Origin of the sequence: Nostoc sp. UIC 10607 (genome assembly GCF_047228265.1) — a bacterium.
Classification (GTDB): domain Bacteria; phylum Cyanobacteriota; class Cyanobacteriia; order Cyanobacteriales; family Nostocaceae; genus Nostoc; species Nostoc foliaceum_A.
This window is the reverse complement of record NZ_JBIQNW010000001.1, coordinates 429774-444900: the sequence shown is the minus strand read 5'-3', so window position 1 is coordinate 444900 and position 15127 is coordinate 429774. Positions and strand designations below refer to the sequence as shown.

At 43.6% G+C, this 15127-nt stretch carries 12 protein-coding genes and 1 pseudogene; 4 read left to right on the top strand and 9 right to left on the bottom strand.

Annotation, left to right across the window (positions count from 1 at the left end; translation table 11 throughout):
• Nucleotides 1-299 precede the first annotated feature (299 nt).
• The 3 genes from ACEYW6_RS01900 to petH all read right to left on the bottom strand — a co-directional run bounded on the left by ACEYW6_RS01900 (nucleotide 300) and on the right by petH (nucleotide 3943).
• Nucleotides 300-1043 carry a Uma2 family endonuclease gene (locus ACEYW6_RS01900; RefSeq protein ID WP_412978395.1) on the bottom strand — a complete coding sequence of 248 codons (744 nt, stop codon included), beginning with the start codon at nucleotides 1041-1043 and terminating at the stop codon, nucleotides 300-302.
• Nucleotides 1044-1184: 141 nt separating this feature from the next.
• Nucleotides 1185-2471: a homoserine dehydrogenase gene (locus ACEYW6_RS01895; RefSeq protein WP_190891471.1), complete on the bottom strand. Its 1287-nt coding sequence runs from the start codon at nucleotides 2469-2471 to the stop codon at nucleotides 1185-1187.
• Between the two features lie 125 nt (nucleotides 2472-2596).
• Complete coding sequence (gene petH / locus ACEYW6_RS01890) at nucleotides 2597-3943, bottom strand: ferredoxin--NADP reductase (RefSeq protein WP_412978394.1); 1347 nt, start codon at nucleotides 3941-3943, stop codon at nucleotides 2597-2599.
• 1207 nt (nucleotides 3944-5150) lie between these two features.
• On the opposite strand from petH, the gene ACEYW6_RS01885 reads away from it, so the two are divergent.
• Together ACEYW6_RS01885 and metK are read left to right on the top strand one after the other, a co-directional pair.
• On the top strand, nucleotides 5151-6155 hold the full coding sequence (locus ACEYW6_RS01885) for a phosphoribulokinase (RefSeq protein ID WP_012409283.1): 1005 nt from the start codon (nucleotides 5151-5153) through the stop codon (nucleotides 6153-6155).
• Between the two features lie 265 nt (nucleotides 6156-6420).
• Nucleotides 6421-7695, top strand: coding sequence for a methionine adenosyltransferase (metK, locus tag ACEYW6_RS01880; protein WP_412978393.1), 1275 nt, complete (start codon nucleotides 6421-6423; stop codon nucleotides 7693-7695).
• 183 nt (nucleotides 7696-7878) lie between these two features.
• On the opposite strand, the gene ACEYW6_RS01875 is transcribed toward metK, so the two are convergent.
• From ACEYW6_RS01875 to ACEYW6_RS01860, 4 genes and pseudogenes are all read right to left on the bottom strand, one after another.
• A complete protein-coding gene (locus ACEYW6_RS01875) occupies nucleotides 7879-7956 on the bottom strand; it encodes a hypothetical protein (RefSeq protein WP_412978439.1) in 78 nt (25 codons plus the stop codon).
• A pseudogene (locus ACEYW6_RS01870) lies at nucleotides 7923-8072 on the bottom strand (Crp/Fnr family transcriptional regulator); the annotation flags it as partial. The pseudogene ACEYW6_RS01870 and the gene ACEYW6_RS01875, both read right to left, overlap by 34 nt.
• A gap of 78 nt (nucleotides 8073-8150) precedes the next feature.
• Nucleotides 8151-8336, bottom strand: coding sequence for a terpene synthase family protein (locus ACEYW6_RS01865; RefSeq protein WP_412978392.1), 186 nt, complete (start codon nucleotides 8334-8336; stop codon nucleotides 8151-8153).
• An 890-nt stretch (nucleotides 8337-9226) separates the two neighbouring features.
• Nucleotides 9227-10117, bottom strand: a complete 891-nt coding sequence (locus ACEYW6_RS01860) for a DUF4231 domain-containing protein (protein ID WP_412978391.1) — start codon at nucleotides 10115-10117, stop codon at nucleotides 9227-9229.
• Between the two features lie 603 nt (nucleotides 10118-10720).
• Between ACEYW6_RS01860 and ACEYW6_RS01855 the strand changes: the two genes are divergently transcribed.
• Nucleotides 10721-11890, top strand: a complete 1170-nt coding sequence (locus ACEYW6_RS01855; RefSeq protein ID WP_190891089.1) for a homocysteine biosynthesis protein — start codon at nucleotides 10721-10723, stop codon at nucleotides 11888-11890.
• A gap of 148 nt (nucleotides 11891-12038) precedes the next feature.
• Here the strand turns inward: ACEYW6_RS01855 and ACEYW6_RS01850 are convergent, their stop codons facing one another.
• Nucleotides 12039-13064: a hypothetical protein gene (locus tag ACEYW6_RS01850; RefSeq protein WP_412978390.1), complete on the bottom strand. Its 1026-nt coding sequence runs from the start codon at nucleotides 13062-13064 to the stop codon at nucleotides 12039-12041.
• Between the two features lie 378 nt (nucleotides 13065-13442).
• On the opposite strand from ACEYW6_RS01850, the gene ACEYW6_RS01845 reads away from it, so the two are divergent.
• A complete protein-coding gene (locus ACEYW6_RS01845) occupies nucleotides 13443-14336 on the top strand; it encodes a tetratricopeptide repeat protein (RefSeq protein WP_412978389.1) in 894 nt (297 codons plus the stop codon).
• Nucleotides 14337-14438: 102 nt separating this feature from the next.
• Here ACEYW6_RS01845 and ACEYW6_RS01840 read toward each other — a convergent pair whose 3' ends face one another.
• Nucleotides 14439-15056, bottom strand: a complete 618-nt coding sequence (locus ACEYW6_RS01840; protein ID WP_412978388.1) for a TMEM165/GDT1 family protein — start codon at nucleotides 15054-15056, stop codon at nucleotides 14439-14441.
• Nucleotides 15057-15127: the final 71 nt, after the last annotated feature.

Sequence of the window (15127 nt, the reverse complement as noted above, 5' to 3'; positions counted from 1 at the left end):
CTGCCCGAATTCAATAAACGCACATTTATTTCGCTTCGCTCATGAAGATTCCCTGCGATCGCCTTGATTCCTCATGCTCAATCTACGTAAAAATATTTAGAAAAATATTTTACAATTATAAAATCCGCTAGTTAATAATTGGACTTTCGAGAAAGCAAATTAAGATTCTGGTTAAACACCAAGCAATCGCAATTTCGCCCATTAATTAAGTTAACGAATGTTATATATTCTCGAAGAAGTCGCATTTCCCATACGGTACAAATCAACCGGGGTTTTTCTCATATCAATCAGCTAAAAACCTATGCTTCTGGTTCAACACCGAGCGATCGCAATTGGGCAGTCAAGCGATCAGTTCTTTGTCTTTCCTGTTCGGCTCTTTCATCACCAGTCAACAACAAATTACCCTGCAAATCCCACCAGCGCAGCCAAGGTAATTCCGCATTTTGATAAACTCCTTGCCAAATCCCTAACTCAACTCCCAAGCGCGTAATTGGATAATGTCCGCGTTCATTTGCTGCTAACAACTGATATTGTCCACCAATTAATTCATAAACTTCTACACTGGCTTTATTGACTTCATAAATGCCATAAAAAGCCGGATGAATTACTTGCTCATAAATCCAAAACTTCCCCTGCCAAGGGGTTTTATCTCGTTCTTCACTACCATCCCCAGAAACAAATTCCAAGGCAATCAAGGGGGCAATAAATTCTCGCCACAGTACATAAGACCTCCGCGTTTGTCCATCGAGCAAGGGCGGTACATTTCCTACATAAAACCAATCTGGTGCTTCTGCGCCTCGTTCTGGCGGATCTGTTAAGCGCCAGTAAATACCTAAGTCCTGACCTATACAATATTCACCTTCAGGATGTAATTGTTTAAGGATAGGTGTAATTGAGTCAGTGAGTAAAATGCTTTGGGGATGCTCTTGCCAATTTTTGCCTTCGGCACGCTCCGCGAACACAAAGGTTCCGTCTGACTCTGGTAGCTGCGTATGGTCAGGGAAAGGAGTGAGGGCGGTGGATGGATCGATTGCAGAGGTCATAGGTCTAGCCTCGCGCTGGGGTGAAGTTTATTTTTTAGTTTAGCTTGCGTACTTAACCAAGTTTTACTTGCAGCTAAGAATCCTTTGAGGTAATTAAAAATTGGAGCAAAGCAACTTGACGAGCTTCACTCCCGACTAATCTCAAAGTACACGCAGTAAGCTAGGAATGCTTTCGATCGCTGACAAATCCCGAATTTCTGCCAAAGCTTGCCGAAAATTACCTTCTCGCACATCATGGGTAACAACCACAATCTCTGCAAGTTCCCCTTGAAAGCCAGTTTGGACAATTGATTCTAAGCTAACGCCATAATTGCCAAAGCAAGTTCCCAATTTACCGATAACTCCAGGTTGGTCATTGGTGAGGAAACGGGCGTAAAACCGAGTTATCAATTCTGCCATCGGCGCAATTTGGCAGTATTCCTGATGTCCACAAGCTAATAATGGATTTGCAACTGCTGTATTGGTTTTGAGGACAGCAACTAAATTTAAGATATCTGATGTGACAGCACTGGCGGTTGCACCAGCACCAGCACCGGGGCCAAAAAACATTACTTGCCCGATTGGTTCTCCTTCCACAAGAATGGCGTTGTAAACGCCGTTGATACTAGCCAGAGGGTGGGCTTTGGGCACTAGGGTAGGATGAACTCTGACGGATAGGGGGGATGAGGGAGTGTCACGTTTAGCGATCGCTAATAATTTAATCACAAATCCCAATTTTTCGGCGTAAGCAATATCTGTCTTGCTGACTTGCCGAATCCCCTCGGTATAAACGTCTTGTAAATTTATGCGTCCACCAAAGCCTAATGATGCGAGGATGGCAATTTTATCAGCTGCGTCTAAGCCTTCGACATCGGCTGTAGGGTCAGCCTCAGCATAACCCAAACGCTGGGCATCAGCTAAGACATCGCTGAAGTTGCTGCCTTCTGTTTGCATCCGGGTCAAGATGTAGTTAGTTGTACCGTTAACGATACCCGTTACCGTGTGAATACGGTTAACACTTAAAGACTGCTTCAAGGGTTGAATCACCGGAATCCCACCACCCACAGCAGCTTCTAGCATGACGTATACGCCGGCTTTATTGGCAGTTGTGAAAATTTCCGCCCCAAAGCGGGCGATCGCTGCTTTATTGGCGGTGACTACATGCTTACCATTACTTAAGGCTTTGAGAATTAGCGATCGCGCCGGCTCCAGTCCACCCATCACCTCGACAACTATATCTACCGCCGGATCATTGACAATAGAATCTAAATCTGTAGTTAAGACTTCCGTAGACAATTCTACTGCACGGGGTTTATCTAGCGATCGCACTCCCACCCGATAAATTTCTATCTCTTGCAACAAAGGGTGACGACCAACCCTATCTTGCAATAATTGCACTGTCCCCGTTCCCACGGTGCCTAATCCGAGTATTCCTAGTTTCACACCCACAATTTTTGCACCCAATTTCACCAATAACAATTGTAGGTAGAGCGTTTGCCCTACCTACTGATTATCCTGCTTCCTTTGTCATTTGTCCTTCGTCTAAAACTAATGACCAATGACCAATGACTAAATTAGTAAGTTTCTACATGCCAGCGACCGGCTTTCTTGAGTTGCTTCTGGTAATCACTCCAGGTTACGCCTTCCTTAGCAGCAGCAGCAGTTAAGGCTGCATCAATACCTTCTTCCATACCGCGCAAACCGCAAATGTATGTGTGGGTTTTTTCATTTTTAATCAATTGCCACAATTCATCTGCGTGTTCAGCTACGCGGTCTTGAATATACATTCTACCGCCTTGGGGATTTTTCTGTTCGCGGCTGATAGCAGCAGTGAGGCGGAAGTTATCAGGATATTTTTGTTGAATTTCTTCCAGTTCTTCCTTATATAAAAGGTTTGGAGTTGTTGGTACGCCAAATATTAGCCAAGAGAATCCTTTAAATTGGTATTCTGGGTTAGCTGCTCTTTCCGCATCTTTAAACTGACGCCACAGATAAGCCCGCATAGGAGCAATACCTGTTCCAGTTGCCATCATGATGACATTAGCTTCAGGATCATTGGGTAACAACATTTCCTTACCCACAGGCCCTGTAATTTTTACCTCTTCCCCTGGCTTGAGGAAACACAGGTGTGTAGAGCAAACACCGTAGACTGTTTCGCCAGTTTCTGGGTGCTTGTACTCCAACTGGCGGACACACAGTGATACTGTCTTATCATCTACATCATCGCCATGACGAGTTGAGGCAATGGAATAGAGTCTAAGTTTTTCCGGTTTGCCGTTCTTGTCTAATCCTGGTGGAATAATCCCAATACTTTGACCTTCTATATACTTCAAATCACCGCCAGATAGGTCAAATTTCAGGTGTTGAACAATACCAATACCGCCTTCTTTAACTAGCGGTTCATTAGATATTACCTTGCCAATAAACGGAGCATTGGGACGGTAAGTGTTAACAGGAACGTCACCGTGGTCTTTTTTGGCTTTCGCTTGAGTCATGGTGTTGCCTTTCTTGTCCTTGTTCTTGAGCTGTTCTTCAGCTGATGATTTAGCAAAGCCTTTGGCTTCACTATCAGCATTTACAGGTGTGGCTTTACCATTCCCTTCACTGTTAGCAGTTTCCCCAGATGTAGCTAACTCGCTGACTTCGCTTGTAGCATTCCCAGGTGAGGCTTTACCATTAACTGGCTGTAAAGCAGTTACAGGCTGGATGCTAACAATTGTGCCGCCTAGACGAGTGATACGTCGCATTTCTTGATTCATGCGGTTGTAAGGCACTCTGATGAACACACTGCCACTTTTCCGAATTGGGTAGTTAGTTTGATCAGTTTCTTCGCCTTGACGCAAACCCACTACTTCATAAAGGAAGACGCGGCTACCTAATTCTGTGTTGGCAGCACCCTCAACAGCACCTTGATTGTACATTCGTTCTACCACTCCGATAATTTACTTAACCGTTTTTCAAAAAAAACTATTCCCATCCCATGCCAGCTTTAGTTTACCGGATTTTCGTTTCACAAAACTGGCCATGAAGGAAAAACGGCATCGTTAAATTAATGCCTTGCTAAGTACACTCACCAAAGACATGCAGGCATAGCAAAAAACACACCTGTTCACCTTCTAAGGTAAAGGATAAGTCTTGTGGAGAATGTTAATAATGAGTCAATTTAATCTTTTTTTCGTTAACTACCAACCCTATTAGGGAGATAGTTTTTTTCCTTACTACCAAAGGAGCAAATTAAAAGACCAGATGATATTGTAGGAAGCCTACTTCGATTAGTGGAAGCTACTGCTCAGTTGGCTTCCAAAAATTGCGGTTGCGCTTGCCTAATCCAAGGATTTAATCGGAGAATGCCAATCCTGGAAGGTCTTCTTCCGATTGGTTTTACTTCTCACAATCTACTACTCTCCCACAATGTTGTTAGTTATATTCATGACCTGTCTATGGATAATGACATGACTAGAACAACTCCAGCTACAAACATAACGAGATAGAGAACCGTGATTTAAGCAACTGTAATCAGTTTCACTTGATGTGAAAAATCTGTCAACCTCTATCAGTACTTTCCATAAAGCCAACGCTTCTATTTGAGCATATCCATAAATTTACAACCAATAATTTGACTAATGCAAGTTGTTCGCTCATTCGTTGGATAGATTTTTGCTTTGAATATCTTAAGTATTCTCGAACAGGAATTAGAATTTAGGAGTATTAGAAAATTGGCCGCAATAATAAATTATACTTTACAGTCTTGATTATATATAGTCACAAGTAGCGGAGTGATAAAGGCGCAACGCTGATGGGCGGTGCTGATCCCCATTTTTAAATTAATAACTAAATCAACAAAAAAATGATTGATGAACCAGGCTAATTCTTCTTGACAGCAATCTTGTATGGGATACCCCCTTCTGTTAAAATCAAATATACCACTAGGATTAAATACTTACCGGCACCAACATTCAGGCTAGTCCGACGAGTAGCAACTTAATTAATTTGTTGTCTGCCCGCTTGGTGTCTTATAGCTGTGCTAGGTAGCAAGAACGCAGGATAAACCAAAGAGGTAAACTCCTGGCTTCAGAATCTGCTGTGTGAAAAATTATTGACACAACTTTAGTATTTTAGAGGAGATTTATGACAAGTAAGCCGGAACGCGTGGTACTGATTGGAGTAGCCGGAGACTCTGGGTGCGGTAAATCTACGTTTTTGCGTCGTTTGATAGATTTGTTTGGTGAAGATTTAATGACAGTCATTTGCTTGGATGACTATCATTCCCTGGATCGCAAACAGCGTAAAGAAACTGGGATAACGGCTTTAGACCCCAGGGCGAACAATTTTGACCTGATGTATGAGCAAATTAAAACGCTCAAAAGTGGTCAAGCGATTGATAAGCCGATTTACAACCACGAAACCGGCTTGATTGATCCACCAGAGCGGGTGGAGCCGAATCATATTATAGTTGTTGAAGGGCTGCATCCTTTATATGATGAGCGGGTGCGATCGCTAATCGACTTCAGTGTTTATTTTGACATTAGCGATGAAGTCAAAATTGCCTGGAAAATCCAGCGAGATATGGCTGAACGCGGTCATCGCTACGAAGATGTGTTAGCGCAAATCAATTCCCGTAAACCTGATTTTGAAAAGTTTATCGAACCACAAAGAGAATTTGCCGATGTGGTTCTCCAGGTATTGCCCACAAACTTGATCAAAAACGACACCGAGCGTAGAGTCTTAAGGGTACGTATGCTCCAAAGGGAAGGTAAGGAAGGCTTTGATCCAACCTACCTGTTTGATGAAGGGTCAACAATTAATTGGACTCCTTGTGGACGCAAGCTGACCTGTTCTTATCCTGGTATGCAACTGTACTACGGTTCAGATGTTTACTACGGTCGCTATGTCTCAGTACTAGAGGTAGATGGTCAATTTGACAACTTGGAAGAAGTAATTTATATCGAAACCCATCTCAGCAATACATCCACTAAATATCAAGGTGAATTGACTCACTTGTTACTCCAGCACCGTGAGTATCCAGGTTCCAACAATGGTACTGGTTTCTTCCAAGTGCTTACAGGTTTGAAAATGCGTGCTGCCTATGAGCGGTTGACAGCTACAGAAGCAAAGTTAGCGGTTCAGGTTTAAAGCAGCAGTGTTTGTGTCAAAGCTTGTGGGGGCGCTTCCGGGTGTCCCCCTTTTTTTGTGTTATTAAATACATTTTAACCAGAAAATAATTAGCATACATTTGTCTTCTTTACAGATACTTACCTTATAGTTAGTGATTTTTATCAATATCAAGAAGATACTAACTACTGAAGTATAAATATTGTTATGATTTCATAAATTAGGTAGTTGAACTAAATACTCACATTTAGTCAGCGAAAAAAACCCAAGAAAGGAGGAATTTCCTTTGTCCCGTCGATATTTATTTACCTCCGAGTCAGTTACCGAAGGTCATCCAGATAAAATCTGCGATCAGATTTCTGATACCATTCTGGATGCCCTACTGACACAAGACCCCAGCAGCCGTGTCGCTGCTGAAGTAGTAGTTAATACTGGTTTGGTGCTAATCACTGGTGAAATAACCACCAAAGCCAATGTTAATTTCGTCAATCTCGCCCGCAAAAAAATTGCCGAAATTGGCTATACCAATGCCGATAATGGCTTTTCTGCTAATAGCACCAGCGTTCTGCTGGCTTTAGACGAACAATCACCTGATATCGCCCAAGGCGTTAACACCGCCCAAGAAACTCGCCAGCAAGATAGTGATGAGCTATTCGACAAAATTGGTGCGGGCGATCAAGGTATAATGTTCGGTTTTGCCAGTAACGAAACACCAGAACTGATGCCCTTACCCATCAGTCTTGCCCACCGCATTGCTCGCCGATTGGCAGCAGTTCGGAAAACGGGTGAACTTTCATACCTGCGTCCTGACGGTAAAACCCAAGTAACTGTGGTCTACGAAGATGGACGCCCAGTAGGTATTGATACTATTCTAATTTCCACCCAGCATACAGCCAGTATAGGGGAAATTACGGATGAGGTGGCTGTACAAGCCAAAATTAAACAAGACCTCTGGTCAGCAGTGGTCGAACCTGTTTTTGGCGATATTGACGTTAAACCTAATGAGGAAACACGTTTTTTAGTCAACCCCACTGGCAAATTTGTCGTTGGTGGTCCTCAGGGAGACTCTGGTTTGACAGGACGGAAAATAATCGTTGACACTTACGGTGGCTATTCACGACATGGTGGCGGCGCTTTTTCTGGAAAAGACCCCACAAAGGTAGACCGTTCTGCTGCCTATGCGGCTCGCTATGTCGCAAAAAATATTGTCGCCGCTGGGTTAGCAGAAAAAGTTGAAATTCAGCTATCCTATGCTATTGGCGTAGCGCGACCAACAAGCATTCTAGTGGATACCTTTGGCACTGGTAAAGTGGATGAAGAAACCTTACTGGAATTAATTAACCAGCACTTTGAACTGCGACCAGCAGGGATTATTCATACCTTTAACTTACGCAACTTACCAAGTGAACGAGGCGGACGTTTTTATCAGGACGTCGCGGCTTACGGTCATTTTGGGCGGGCTGATTTAGACTTACCTTGGGAACAGACCGATAAAGCCGAATTGTTGAAGCAAGCAGCAAACGAGTCACTTTCGGCAGCAGTTGCTCAGGCATTAACTTAGATTTATACGCTACTACAAAGACCTAGCATGTTGATTTGAGGGTATTAGCAACTTCACAAATTGCCTATACCCTCATTTATATTTCAATTTTCACCCGCAAGATAGATCAGTTAAGTGTTATCAGGCGTGTGGAGACACGTTAGCGCAGCAGGAAGAAGCCCAGGAAATGCGCGACTTTTTCCCTTAACGACCGATTTCGACATCTTCGAGAATTCCCAGTGCGTCAGGAACAAGGACAGCTGCGGAGTATGCACTCGCAATACGGTTTGAGCGACGCTCAACTCATATTCCCGGGGTGAGAGTTCGTAATCTACGAAGGTTCCCGGCAACTCAAGCTCTCCGACGTACCCTGATGTCACCTCAATGGCAGCTTCACCGGACTCTTCGAGGAGATTTTTAGTACTCTCGGAGAACCGGAGCCGCCAGTCCGCAGACTTGGTGAACGCGGTGCGAAACTATAGGTCAGCCAAGCCGCGCTCTACCGGGTTGGTAGGCACTGGGGGAGTGCTGACGGGGTAGATTGGCATAAACGCCGGCAGTCGGTCGAGGTACTCTTTCGCACCAGCCATGTCTTGGGTGCGCTTATAGATTTCAAGGAAGTGATCGTCGAAGAAGAACACCCAAACATACCAGTCGGTCACTAAGTCAAGCTCCGTACCTGGCGCATCTGGATGGGTATACGAGCAAAGCAAGGCGTAATCGTGAGCATCGAATGTGCGTTCGTCCCAGATAGGCTAGCTTTCCGCTTCCTCTTGTGAACCAAGTATTCCCATCTGGTAAGCCCACGCCTTGGAATGCACTCGCGCCGCTTCCAAGTTTGGGTTCAGCCGGGCGTGCCAAGGCATGTAAAATTCAGGCAGTTCAAAGGGTTGCATGATCTGCGCGTAAACTCCTCTGGGGTATTCTTGCTATCTTCATTTCGTGACTGAGATGAGGATCGTGGCAGTTGACGAGCATCCTCACTTAGCTACGTCCCCATGTGTAATTTGCCCGTGGTAGCTCGTATCAAGGGGATAATAAATACAAAATGCTCTTAGTCCAATTGAAGGAGGCAGAAGGAGTAAATAGACCTCTTGCAAAAGTGCTTTTTGCACTCTTGGGGAAAAGGTTAAAGGTTAAAGGCGAAGGGGACAATACAGAACCTTTTCCCGACTTATGCAAGAAGTCTAATAAATATCAATGAGCAAAACCCTATCTGGATAAAGGTTTTAGGACATATAACCAAAAATCTCCAAAGCCATAACTGCGATCGCTGCTAGAATCAAAAAAACAACATTGTAACTAGCACTTTTAACCACAAACCCAGCTATGTTGCAGAAGTCGGGAAAAGGCTTCGCACACGAGTAGGGTTAAATAGTGCAGATTCGGCAGCGATTGGCACAAGCAATACTGGAGTGGAATAACAATAAGATTCCCGACTTTTCTAAGAAGTGGGGAATCTAAGACTTTCGAGCCAGTCTGAATAAATCCTATTTAAAACAATAACTACGAAGAAAGAAGACTCGACTGATTCGTGACCACAATTAGCTAATCAGGTGTTCTTTTCGTTCGTTACCTCTGCTCCTGCTTTGTTTGACTCATTAGATGAAGATGATTCTGTCTTCTCTGATTGCGTCTCACTTGTTTGTTGCAATTGGTTGAGATGGATATTGTTCACTTGAACAATAAAGTATTCTAATGCTTGACTTGCCTTTTGTTGCTGTTGGGTTTCGTCAGACACATCATAGCAACGATAAGGTGAAGTCACTCCCAATATAAATTTCTCTTGTTCAGCTTCTAGCAATTCAACAGCTGTATTGGCAGCAAGCGAATTCTTCTGAAAAGGAAAAGAGGTAACTATACTGGCAACTATAGAAGCAATAGCTGGGCAAAGCACGGGGAGCCACTTGAGCCAAGCTTGTCCAGCTTCTAATTTGTCTACCAGAACTAAAATTGGTGTGACTCCTGATAAAATCACTGTCGCAATTTGCAAACTATAGTAAAGGTTCCTTGATACACCTCTAATTCTTTTATAATCGTCAATCAAGTCTTGGCTGTATTGTAAAGCTTTCCCTCTTGTCAGAGTCAGCGTATCTTTATCCCAGGAATTAGGATTAGTCAATAGATAACTATAGAGTTCAGCCTTTTTGGTGAGTTCAGACTGATAAGCGGCCTTCTTATAGTTCTGAAATACTTGTCTATTGATGAGCAATAAAAAAAACAAAAATGTTAGAGCTACTGCTCCAGAAATTACAACTTTTTTATCATCTGAAAGAAAAATAATAAAGAGTCCAGAAGATACAAAAGCTGCAAGTAATAAATACTCAATTACCTTCAAATTAAACAACTTTTTTTCATCTGATGGAGAAGATAAATTTTCAATCCTATCAGAAACCTTACTTTGGTTTTTTTGCTCAAAATTAGTTAATTCAGAAGTAGTCATTGCCTCTTACTCAATTCGTTATCAGATTAAATGTAGCAATCAAATGAATAGCAACAAGTAGAATTGCTTTGAGGGGGTAGAAGTCAGGATAAGTTAGCCAGAGAGCAGCTTTACTATAAATAGCTAATCTTCTAACTTTTGTTTAAATATCCTTTTTATGACCGTTAGGTAATTCTTTTCCTTCCCAAAACCTTCTAGCATCTGCTATTTGCTCCCAGTTTACGATTGACTAGTTGGCTTAAAATGCTTTACAACAGTCAGACATATTTCTTTCGGTTGACATAAAATTATTTAAGTCCAGTAAGTCTAGTCAATCCTAACCATACATATATTTGATTGATAATGCAAGACTTTCTTGATAGTAATTTTACGTAGGCACAAAAAATATTTCAAACATAAGTAACGTGCCTGCCCTAAAAAATATATGATTTAGACTTTGCAATACTTGAATTGTTTTTTTTGGAATTTTAACCCTATCTGGGGTGATAAGGTGTCGTGCAGAGATTGGCGACAAATATTTTGAGAGTAAATTATGCAAGAGTCTGTGATTTATCAAGATATCCTTCAAAAAGGAAGACAGCAGGAAGCGCTAGCACTGATAAGATGCGAACAATTGCAGAAATTAACGAGAAAATTAGCCGCCAACGTGCGGTAGTGTTGACAACTGAAGAGTTAAAAGCACGAGTTGTAGAAATCGGTGTTACTAAAGCTGCTAAAGAGGTGGATGTAATTACCACTGGCACCTTTGAGCCGATGGAATCAAGTGGTGCAATTATCAATCTCGGACATACCGATCCGCCGATAAAAATTCGCCGCTGCTGGTTAGATGGTGTGCCAGCGTACTCTGGTTTTGGGGCAGTAGATTTATATTTGGGTGCGAGTTGTGCTGTAGAGACGACGGACGGGGAAGAAGTCCGAGAACGTGGCGGTGGTCATGTAATCGAAGATTTGATTGCTGGCAAAGCTATACACGTAAAAGCGCAAGGACAAGTAACAGATTGTTATCCCAGAGCAACTTTTGAAACTACAGTTACCAGTGAAACTATTAATCAGTTTTACTTATTTAATCCGCGCAATCTTTATCAAAATTTTATTGTTGGTGTAAATGGTGGCGATCGCCCCCTTTTCACCTATCTCGGCCCTTTACAACCCCGTCTGGGAAATGCTGTTTACTCTAACCCAGGTGCTATTTCGCCCTTACTCAACGACCCCGATTTGCAACTCGTTGGTATAGGTACAAGAATTTTTTTAGGCGGTGGTATTGGTTATGTTGCCTGGGAAGGCACTCAGCACTTCCCTTTACAAAAGCGTTTAGCTAATCGTACACCGATTGGTCCTTCCGCCACTTTAGCTTTAATTGGTGATGCCAAGCAAATGGATGCTCATTGGGTGCGGGGTTGTTACTTCAAAAGCTATGGTCCCTCATTGATGTTAGGTGTTGGTGTACCACTCCCTGTATTAAATGAACAAGTAGTTGAACACTGTGCCGTGCAAGATCAAGACTTAGTAGCCCCAATAGTGGATTTTTCCATTCCCCGGCGCGTCCGTCCCACCTTTGGTTTGGTGAGTTACGCCCAACTCAAATCTGGGCGGATCACTATTGAGGGCAAAGCTGTACGCTCTGCCCCCTTAGCGAGTTTATTTTTTTCTAGGCAAGTCGCCCTAGAGTTGAAAAAGTGGATCGAAGCAGGGACATTTACCCTCACAGAACCAGTTTCTCCAATTCCGATGGAGCGATCTTTTCTACCCCAAGACCGTCGGACGGATTTTTAAGGAGATTGGGGAGTGGGGAGTAGGGAGCAGGGGGAGCAGGGGAGACAAGGGGACAAGCGGTGAAAACTTGAAACAAGTCTTTCCCCTTGTCCCCAATTCTCCTTGTCCCCAAGTCCTCTTGCCCATGCCATGCCCCATGCCCAATTCCCTACTCTTGAGTTGGTTTCGGTCGCTTGATGGGCTTAGGAGCGGGTGTTTTGGGTATAGGTTTTGACACCACAGAGGTATCACTGCCTGCGCCTGTTTTCTTGATAGGACGCGGGGTTTCGCCACTGCGTCTGGGGGGGAATGGTTTTCTACCACCAGCAGCACCACCACTACCAGTACGAGGGCCACCTCTGAATGGTGGTTTGCGTTTTTTGGGCAAGTCAGCGATCGCCTCAGCTTTTTCTACTATCAAAACGTCAGCTTCTCGCTTGGCTTGGAAGTCCCAGAACTTTCCTACTGCTTTGGTGGTCAGCACACCCCTCAATTTCAACTTAAAATACTTGGGTTTGTCAGTTGGTTTGCGTGCAGCCTGCCTAATTTTGACTACCAAGCTCTTAGCGTCAAAAGATTGGTATACTACCTCACCACGAACAGAAAAACCACCATCTGTAACTTCTGATGAGGGGATTACGGGAATTGTGCTTAGTTCAGAGTTTTCGGATAAGCCATCATCGGGTGTCTGTGACTCTTGCAACTCCAAGTCTGACTCGTCTTCATCTGTTGAGCTTTTAGCCAAATTTTCTGGCTCCCAAACTCCGACGATTTGGATGTGCAAGGTATCATTTTCTTGTCTTGTCCGTGGATATACTACCCACAAGTGTTCTTTTTCTAAATCTAGGTGATTCTTGACTAAGCTCATAATCCGGCCTAGGAGGACGGCATTGAGTTCTACACCATCGGTAGTCAGCAGCGTACCTTGAGTAAATTGTTCGCTGCTAGCATGATAGCGACCCCGGACTAACCCGATCGCTCGGTACTGCATCGGTTCACTGGGAGGCGGAATCGGTTGCTGTCGATTGACGAGGTTCCCATTTGAGTCAGTTTCGCTGGGGTTAACAGGCGAATTTTCAACTTTAGAGGACTGGGCTGCTATATGAACATTAGCGGCTGCCCCTATTTTAGTTGGGCCCTGGTTAGAGGCAGAAGAATTGGAGGATTCAGGCAACGGCATCAGGTCGGAATTCATAAAAACTCCTTGCGGCGGAGACACATCCCATTGTGGGATTTTACAAAGGCAGCTGGAAAGAGCATTTGTGCGACTGATGAAAGTATATTTGCTTTTCACAAAATCACACCAGAGTGCTCTATACAATACTAAAGGCGCTAAATTGAGTGTATAAACACTAAACGTGTAATTTAGCGCCTTTACACTAGTTTCGGAAGCATATCATAGCTACAATTCTGACGGCTCCTCCTAAAGTCATCACTTACTTTAGCAGTGTAGATAGTTAATTGTTATAAAATTCACAGGCAATTGGCGGTATTCCGCAAAGTTTTGGAAATTTTTAACTTTCCGATTTGTGTAAAGGATAATGTCATTAGAGTTCAGGAGAAAGACAAAACTGTGTCTCAACCGCGCAATCGCTGGGTAGTTCAAGTCGTCTTGGCACTGGCAGTTCTTGCTTTTGTGGGTGTTTCAGTGCTTCCGATCATTGGAGCATTTAATAATACGCCACCCTCAAACCAGAATACTGCTAGCACCAGAGGCAGCTTGCCCTCCTCTGACCAAAAATCAAAACTGGAAGACGAAGTACGGGGTTATGAACAGGTTTTGCAAAGGGAACCAGAAAATCAGACTGCGCTCAAGGGCTTATTGCAGGCGCGGCTACAATTACTGAGTCAAAAAGAAAAAAGTGAGGTTAAACCAGCTGATATTCAAGTCGTCATTGAACCTTTAGAAAAGCTAGCCAAGCTGAATCCCGAACAGTCAGAATATTCAGTGCTACTGGCTCAAGCCAAACAGCAAATTGGCGATCGCGAAGGAGCCGCTCAAGCTTATCGTTCGATTTTGTCTACAAAACCAGGCGATTTGAAAGCTTTACAAGGAATGGTGGCTTTGTTGATCAGTCAACAACGCCCGGAAGCAGCCATTGGTTTGCTGCAAGAAACCCTCTCTAACGCAACCCAAGCAAATACAATTCAGCCTGGAAGTGTAGATACAGTAGCCGTGCAGGTGCTGTTAGGTTCTGTTCACGCTTCCCAGAAACGCTACCCTCAAGCTAGCTCTGTATATGACCAGGCAATTAAGAAAGATCCTAAGGATTTTCGCCCCGTTGTGGCAAAAGCGATGCTCCTAAAACAACAGGGTAAAGACGCAGATGCAAAACTTTTGTTTGATAGTGCCGCAGCTTTAGCACCTGCTCAGTACAAAGATGAAATTAAGAACGCAGCAACGGCTTCTCCTACGCCTAATCCTGCTGTATCTCCCGCGCCTTCATTGGAAAGTACGCCTAAGTAATGGGGAGTAGGGAGAGACGCGATTAATTGCGTCTGTACTAAGTGTGGACAAAAAGTAATTATTGAATAAGTCTCTTCCTTTTCCCCTAATCCCCTCATCCCCTCACACTCCTTCAATAGCAGCAAGGACACCAAAGACCAAAAACAGGCATCCGCCAATCAGGGTGAGTTGACGCTCAGAAATGCGTCCGGCAATCATTTTACCGCCAATAACTGCGATCGCAGCACAAATGGCATGTCCTAAAATTGCACCTATTGTTACTCCAATGGGATTATTACCTGCTGCTAGGGCAATGGTGGCAATTTGCGTGCGATCGCCCCACTCTGCCATAAATGTCAACACAAAGGCTTCTATGATAATTGCCAATGAAGTCTTTTGCTTTGGTAACTCCAAATCTGCTTTTTTTACCGCAGCTTCGGCCTCTTCCATAACTTCTGTATCACAAGCAGCAGACATCTTACTAGCGTCATATAACAGCTTGATACCAAAGGCGAGAAACAAAACGATTTCGGCGTAATGAATATAAACTTTTGGCAACAAAGACGCAGCTTGTCCAAATAGCACCGAAAGGATTGTCATTGCGGCTAAAGCAGCTGTCACACCTATAAATACCAGCCGCCGCGAGTGGTGCATTGCCAAAATTACAGCAATAAAAAATGTTTTATCCCCTAGTTCTGAAACTGTTATTAATAATAAACCTGCGGTAAAAGCTGTTAACACTCTCTCAAGCTCCTGAATAATCCTTTACCGATGTGAAGCTTGATGAGAACCAAAAGACCTCACCAAGTTTA